Annotated in this window: 7 protein-coding genes; 2 read left to right on the forward strand and 5 right to left on the reverse strand. The window is 37.5% G+C overall.

Translation table 11 applies throughout. The features are described 5' to 3' along the window. Positions 1-320: 320 nt before the first annotated feature. A complete protein-coding gene (gene trmB / locus GZA11_RS15820; protein WP_163184364.1) occupies positions 321-962 on the reverse strand; it encodes a tRNA (guanosine(46)-N7)-methyltransferase TrmB in 642 nt (213 codons plus the stop codon). A gap of 135 nt (positions 963-1097) precedes the next feature. On the opposite strand from trmB, the gene GZA11_RS15825 reads away from it, so the two are divergent. Then, positions 1098-1376: a YtzH-like family protein gene (locus GZA11_RS15825; RefSeq protein WP_038536774.1), complete on the forward strand. Its 279-nt coding sequence runs from the start codon at positions 1098-1100 to the stop codon at positions 1374-1376. Here the strand turns inward: GZA11_RS15825 and GZA11_RS15830 are convergent, their stop codons facing one another. The 4 genes from GZA11_RS15830 to thpR form a co-directional block, all read right to left on the reverse strand. Beyond that, positions 1377-2150 carry a phosphotransferase family protein gene (locus GZA11_RS15830; protein WP_038536776.1) on the reverse strand — a complete coding sequence of 258 codons (774 nt, stop codon included), beginning with the start codon at positions 2148-2150 and terminating at the stop codon, positions 1377-1379. Between the two features lie 197 nt (positions 2151-2347). Further along, complete coding sequence (pulA, locus tag GZA11_RS15835; RefSeq protein ID WP_038536778.1) at positions 2348-4483, reverse strand: type I pullulanase; 2136 nt, start codon at positions 4481-4483, stop codon at positions 2348-2350. After that, positions 4470-5453, reverse strand: a complete 984-nt coding sequence (locus GZA11_RS15840; RefSeq protein WP_163184365.1) for a diacylglycerol/lipid kinase family protein — start codon at positions 5451-5453, stop codon at positions 4470-4472. The genes pulA and GZA11_RS15840 overlap by 14 nt, the downstream gene beginning before the upstream one ends. 11 nt (positions 5454-5464) lie before the next feature. Further along, positions 5465-6037 carry an RNA 2',3'-cyclic phosphodiesterase gene (thpR, locus tag GZA11_RS15845; RefSeq protein ID WP_163184366.1) on the reverse strand — a complete coding sequence of 191 codons (573 nt, stop codon included), beginning with the start codon at positions 6035-6037 and terminating at the stop codon, positions 5465-5467. Between the two features lie 134 nt (positions 6038-6171). Between thpR and cysK the strand changes: the two genes are divergently transcribed. Then, positions 6172-7104, forward strand: coding sequence for a cysteine synthase A (gene cysK / locus GZA11_RS15850; RefSeq protein WP_163184367.1), 933 nt, complete (start codon positions 6172-6174; stop codon positions 7102-7104). Positions 7105-7399 lie beyond the last annotated feature (295 nt).

Raw genomic sequence — 7399 nt, forward strand, 5'->3', positions numbered from 1 at the left:
ACGCTCCTCCATTTTTATCACCTGACAGCCTTTTAATCCTGGGATATTCATGATAGAATTCATAGTACACGCAACTCCATTCTTTTTGCTTGTTTCTGGACAATTCAAGTATAAAAGAATGACGGGGTTGCGTGTCTTTTTTTTGACCAAAATTGTATGAAAACCCCAACATTTATTATAGAGCCGTATATTCTATATCTCTTCTGTTGATTTTTATTTTTTTGCAGCTTTTTATTCCAAACAAATAATATCTACCTTATCAAAAAGGCTGACCCAAAAAAGTCGATTTTAACGACCTTTTTGGGTCAGCCCACGTAAACTTAATTTTGATATTTCACTTCACAACGATAAATACGGTTTCCTTTTTCGGAGAATTTCTGTTCATATTCTGTCATGATATTGCCTTCAAAATCACTATTATGAAGATCAAGGCTAATATATTTCAACAACATTCCGTAAGCAGAAAAACTCATTAACGAATATTCAAAAAGTCCCTGATTGTCTGTTTTGAAGTGGATTTCACCACCATCAACAAGAATGGACTCGTAAAGTTTAAGAAAATCCTTATAGGTTAATCTTCTTTTTTCATGGCGTTTTTTTGGCCATGGATCGGAAAAATTTAAATACACGCGTTCTACATCATTCTTTGCAAAATATTTGTCCAAATCTGCTGCATTAACATTTAACAATCTTAAATTTGGCAAATCTGCTTCAATCAAACGATCTAATGCCGTCACAATGACACTGTCATATAATTCTATTCCGATATAATTAATATGGGGATTGGCTTTTGCCATTTCTGTTATAAACCGTCCCTTACCTGTCCCAACCTCAATATGAAGCGGTTGTTCATTATGAAATACTTTATGCCATTTTCCTTTAAAATTTTCAGGATTTGGGACAATATATTGCGGATAACTTTCAATTTTTTCTTTGGCCCAAGGTTTATTTCTTAATCTCATTTTGACACTCCTATTACAATAATTGTTATTAGTATTCGTTATAATGGATGGTTACATAAATGTATAAACAAAAAAAGAATCCACAACCTAACTGTGAATTCCTTTTTAAATTCCAACTTGAAAGGGTGTGCTCTCATGCCGTTAAGTTATAATCACCAAGTGACATTGCTTAAGGACATATTAAATAATCATCAAACCGATTGCTGTGGAACCGTGGCCGAGTGTGAACAATTGGAACGTCTTGTCAAATCGCTTATGGTTAATACAGAAGTCAGTCAAAATATGAAAAACATTTTGCAGGAGGTTTATCAATATAGCCAAACAGGTGCCGGAACGGCGGACTTGGATCAGCATATTACCAATCATCAAGGGAATCTGTCACAATGGGTAAATGAAATCGACCAGTTCTCTTAATTACATGATTTCATTTAAAAATGCAATCCACTTATTCATTTCATCTAATCGATTTTTATTTTTATGCCATTGAATGGAAGAAAGGGTTTGAAGCGCCACATACCATTTCATTCTCAACTTTAAATGGTCGGTTAGCTTTTCACCATACATCATGAGCCACTCTTGCCATTTTTCTTCAGGGATGTACAAATATAGAAGCATTCCCAAGTCAATTGCTGGATCCGCAATCATAGCCCCGTCCCAATCAATTAAATACAACTGGTTGTCTTCTGTGAGCAGCCAGTTGTTATGATTTACATCACCATGGCAGACCACTTTTTCCTCACTGTATATATTCTTCACTTCTTTTTTTAAAAAATGGATTGTTTTCTGAACTTCCGGCAGGTTGAGCAGTTCCTCATCTAATTCATTTAATACCGTTTGAAAAATCGTTTCAGGGTCCAACGGTGATTTTTCCAGCCTGCTCAACATACCCACCATAGGTTCTGAACGGTGGATTTTTTTTAAAAGTTTAGCAACCTGCTCCTTGTTCATTTCAGACGGTTTTAGTTCCCGGCCTTCAAGCCATTGCTGCGCGGTTATCACATCGCCGTTTTCCAACCGTTTCGTCCAAACAAGCTTTGGGACGATGCCCTCAGCCGAAAGCACCGCAAGAAACGGCGAAGAATTCCGCTTTAAAAAAAGCCTTTGGTCTTCATATCGTGCATAAAAGGCTTCTCCTGTGGCGCCTCCAGCAGGGATAATTTCCCATTCTTGTCCTAATATATGTTCCAAAACTGTTCACCTTCAACTTATGCCGTTCTAATGGTGCCTATTATGAGGGCCCATCCATATTTGAAGTAAAACCTGTATAGAGAAGGTTTTACAAATGATTTTGTAAACAAAAAAAAGCTATTGAAACTTTTTCTACAATAGCCATCTTTATAAATTTTATCTCGGGTAGACAATTTTCGTCAAGTAATCTTCAACAACTATTTTTTTAATAATACATTTAAGGATATAGGCTCCATTTGTATCCCGCCACCCTGAACCATTCTCGTAGGAACGGTTGATGCTTGATCGGAATCAGCTAACACTAACCATTCTCCCTTAGGGATTGAAATAAAATGGTGATTGGCAGTGGGATTTATTAATAAGATCATTTCCTCCTGTTCCCCAAGATATAAGGCTCCCAAAAGGGGTTCCACTAAAGGTAATAGGCGGATTCTATTTTGTATATCAACTGTCTTCCTCATTCGAAAGCAAGAATAAGCCTTACGGATTTGTATCAATCCTTTAATATAGTTCACATTTTCTTTATATTTACTTTTTCGATCCCAGTCAAGCTGGTTTATGGAATCAGGTGATTGATAGCTATTGCTGTCTCCTTCTTTTGTTCTTAAAAATTCCTGACCGCTATGAAGAAATGGGATTCCCTGTGACAGTAAGACAATACCAGTAGCAAGTCGGTGAATTTTCATGCGAATCTCTTCATCCACATTTGGAAGACAAGCCTCAATTTTATCCCATAAAGTATGATTATCATGACACTCAATATAATTCACAGATTGAAAGGGTTCATTAAATATTCTTTTGGATCGTTTGTGAAAACCGACACTGCCCATTATAGCCTCTACAGCTGCTTCGAAATAATGTTTATTCCCAAAGGCATAGCCCTTATCGTGCAAATTAAATGTACTACCCTTAATAGAATCTCGAAATTGATCATTAAATTGACCAATGGAAGGAAGTTTCGCTTGATTTGCGATATTGGCTTTTTTCTGTAAAGGTAGCGGGGTATTCAAGTTCCAGCCTTCTCCAATAATTAGGATATCATTACCTAGTCGATCACAAACTTTCCGGACCTCATTCATCGTTTCTACATCCAAAATTCCCATTAAATCAAAACGGAACCCGTCAACATGATATTCCTTCAGCCAAAACTCAACCGAGTCCACAATAAATTTCCTCACCATCCTCCTCTCTGAAGCAATATCATTTCCTACTCCTGTACCATTTGATGGTAAACCCATCTCATTATGACGAAAATAATAGCCAGGGAGTATTTTTTCAAAAGAAGATTCCTCACGTATATAGACATGGTTATAAACTACATCCATGATAACCCGAAGCCCAGCTTCGTGAATCTGATGAATCATTTCTTTCAATTCATGAATACGTGCATACGGATCTGAGGGATCAGTTGAATAACTGCCTTCAGGTGCATTAAAGTGAATGGGGTTATATCCCCAATTGTATTTACTAAGAGGGTTTAATTCATCCACACCGGCAAAATCATTAAACGGAAGGAATTCAATATGGGTCACTCCCAAATCCTTTACATAAGATAACCCAGTAAGTTCACCATTTGCTGATCTTGTACCACGTTCTGCAACACCTAAATAAAGTCCTTTATGTCCAACACCGCTATTTGGATGAATAGTAAAATCTCGAATATGTGTTTCATAGATAATAGCATCAACTGGATTTTCTAAGGGGGGAAGAACAGGCTTTTCTCTTCTTGTTTTATTAAGATCTACAATCACCCCCATATCTCCATTAGCAGATACCGCTTTCACATATGGATCCACCACTTCGCGCCACTCCTGATTTACTTGAACAAGATAACTATAATGATAGTACTCCAAATTTTTTCGAACAACTACAGACCATACTCCCACATCTTCACGTTTCATCTTGATAATCTCGGAATATTTCGTCTTTGGGTTCCGCAGTTTCAGTTTTACTTGAGTGGCTGTGGGGGCCCAAAGTTTAAAACCTGATTCAATGGTTGAATAAATTACACCTAGGTCATTTCCTTCATAATAAAATTTTTTATCAAATTCCTCTGTTCTAATAATAGCTCCAATTTGAAGGTCAGTTTGTCCTCCATGTTCATCCAACACCCAATATTGCGTACCAAAACAAAATTCTTCGTTCAACTTACAAGTATATTTTTGATAGTTTTCAATTTGAACCCGATTTACAATGGTTAATGGACTCTTCAAACTTCCCTGTGTGATGGTAAACGAGGATGATAATCCATGATGATAAGACAGGGGCATTAATATTGTAATAGTAGCCATCTCATCCAAATAGGCGAAAAACAACCGTTCAGTGGATATCATACGTGTCCCTCGCTTTCCAGTCTGCATCTTCTTTTGGTTGCCTTCTCGTTAATATCTGTATCCCTTTGCATTGAATATCAACATGTAATGGTGTGTAGCCAATAAATTCCCCATCTCCATGAACAAACATGGTAGATCTGGATTGGATCGTGATGGTTTTACCTCTAAAGGTTTTCACTTCCTTAAAGTGTATATGTTTCCCCCAAAAAACGGTCATAAAAACTAGTAGCAGCTTTATTCGTGATAACTTATAAACAACAGTAATATCCAACAGACCATCATCTGGTTCTGCATTTGGAGCAATCTTCATGCCACCGCCATAATAAGGTTGATTTGAAATGGTAACAAACCAAGTTTGTTTAAAGGTAGACTTAGTACCATCTATCATTAAATCGATCGTATTAGTTTTATACAGGAATAATTCTTTTAGTAAAAAGTATACATAAACCAAGCGTCCAAATCCTAGTTTATTAAGTATGAATTTAACTTTTGAATGATTGACCTTATAGGCAACGAGCGCATCAAAACCCGCACCCATATTATTTATAAAATAATGCTCAGTATCATCTTGAAACATTATTTTTCCTATATCGATAAAAGCTGGCCTTTCTTTTCTTAATCGAAGGAGTACTTTTAAAGCGTCCAATGGATCTTGTGGTATTTGAAACTCCCGCGAAAAATCATTTCCAGAACCCCCAGGGATTAATCCTATTTTTATATTTTTATGATTTGTAATCCCGTTCAATACTTCATGCAGTGTTCCATCCCCACCAACGACAATGACAAGCTTTGGATGATCATTAATGGCAGCAATTTGACTAGCTATTTTTGTAGCATGCCCCCCATATTCTGTAAAAAATGCGAGATAGTGTATATTCTCTTGTATTAGAGTTTGTTCAATTTTTTTCCATATGATCAGGCATCGGCCGTTTCCTGCACTAGGATTGATAATAAAGTAAATTTCCTGCATAAAATCAACCTTCATTCCGTTTTTAATGGAAACGCTTGAATAACTTCATATTTAGGCGTTTGATGGAGGTGTGTTTGATATAACACCACTTCTTCTGCCTGAAAAGGTAATGGTTCAGGTTGCAGTTTTCCCCAGATTTCAAGCAATTCTTTCTGGAACGGCGTTTCCTTCCTCCATTTTCTTGCTAATGTTATGTGCGGGCGGAAGGGGCGAGTTTCCAATTGAAATCCTGCCTTTTCACATGCTTCATACACTTTCTTTCTAATTACTATAAGCTCCTTACTCTCCTCCGTATCTGCCCAGAAAACACGGGGAGCTGCTTCCATTCCAAAAATTCCTAGCTGATTAATTTTTAATAGAAAGGCAGTTTGTCCCTGTAAAGCCACCTTAACATTGGATATTGCTGCTTTTAGTTTCTCTTCAGGAGCGGCACCCAAGAAAGCCAAAGTAATATGCAAGTCCTGATAATGTACCCACCGGCAGAAGGGGAGTTCAGCCTTTAATTTTTCCATATGATCTTTTATCTTTAATTTCGTTTCTTCAGGTATTTTTAGAGCGAAGAAAAAATGTGTCTTATGTTCCATTCTTATCCATCCTTTTCTCAATTTTATTCTATTTTCACCTAATTGTATCTAGTTTCAGACAAAGAATATTTTTACTTTGTATAAAAATTTTTTTATCATAATAATTAACTAGGAAAGAAAGGACTGTGCCAAACATGAAAGTCGTCAACAATATGGCTGATTTAATCGGAGATACTCCTTTAGTAAAGTTAAATCGAATCGCTCCTCAAGATGGAGCTTCGGTTTATTTAAAGCTAGAATTTTTTAATCCAAGCAAAAGTGTAAAAGACCGCGCCGCCTTTAATATGATTTTTGAAGCAGAAAAGAAAGGGATATTGAAGAAAGGTTCAACAATTATTGAGCCAACCAGTGGCAATACGGGCATCGGCCTTGCAATGAATGCAGCAGCTCGAGGGTATAAGGCAATTATTGTGATGCCTGATACAATGACTCAGGAACGGATTAATATATTGAAAGCATATGGTGCGGAAGTAGTGTTGACACCAGGTGATCAAAAAATGCCCGGTGCCATTAGGAAGGCAGAAGAATTAGCCAAAGAAATTCCAAATAGTTTTATTCCAATGCAATTTGAAAATCAAGCCAATCCGAATGCACACCGTCATACAACTGCCATTGAAATTATAGAAGCGATGAAAGAAATCGGAAAACCTTTAGCTGCTTTTGTAGCAACGGCCGGTACCGGCGGGACTATTACCGGAACAGGCGAAAAATTAAAAGAACATTTTAAAGGATTAACCGTCCATGTGGTTGAGCCAAAAGGTTCACCTGTATTGTCTGGCGGTAAACCCGGAAAACATAAACTTGTTGGAACAAGCCCTGGCTTTATTCCAAAAATCTTAAATCAAAATATTTATGATGAGATTTTCCAAATTTCTGATGAGGATGCCTATGATATTTCCCGGAGATTAGCAAAAGAGGAAGGAATTCTTGTCGGTCCTTCATCGGGTGCTGCCTGCTATGCTGCACTTCAAGTGGCAAAAAGACTGACCCCGGACGAGGTCGTTGTTTGCATCGCTTGCGACACCGGTGAAAGATATCTTTCTAGTGACTTATTTCAGTTTGAATAGAAATTTGCTAACCGTATTCCTATCGGATGAGTAGTATTTCTGAGAAGTACGGGGCCAAAATACTTGTTATCTTCCGATTACTAGGTTCTTACATCACACTTTTATCGCAAATCGAGTAGGAGGGGGTGACTAACCCCCGACCTCTCACACCACCGTACGTACCGCTCGGTATACGGCGGTTCAATTAAGTATGACGTAGTGCTTGATATCTTTCGAATAGACTTCTTAACCCTCGACGCTTCCAATAGGAGTTGTCGAGGGTTTTGTGTAGAATGGGACTGCAGGCAATCCGCCA

Origin of the sequence: Neobacillus sedimentimangrovi (genome assembly GCF_010614825.1) — a bacterium.
Taxonomy (GTDB): domain Bacteria; phylum Bacillota; class Bacilli; order Bacillales; family Cytobacillaceae; genus Neobacillus; species Neobacillus thermocopriae.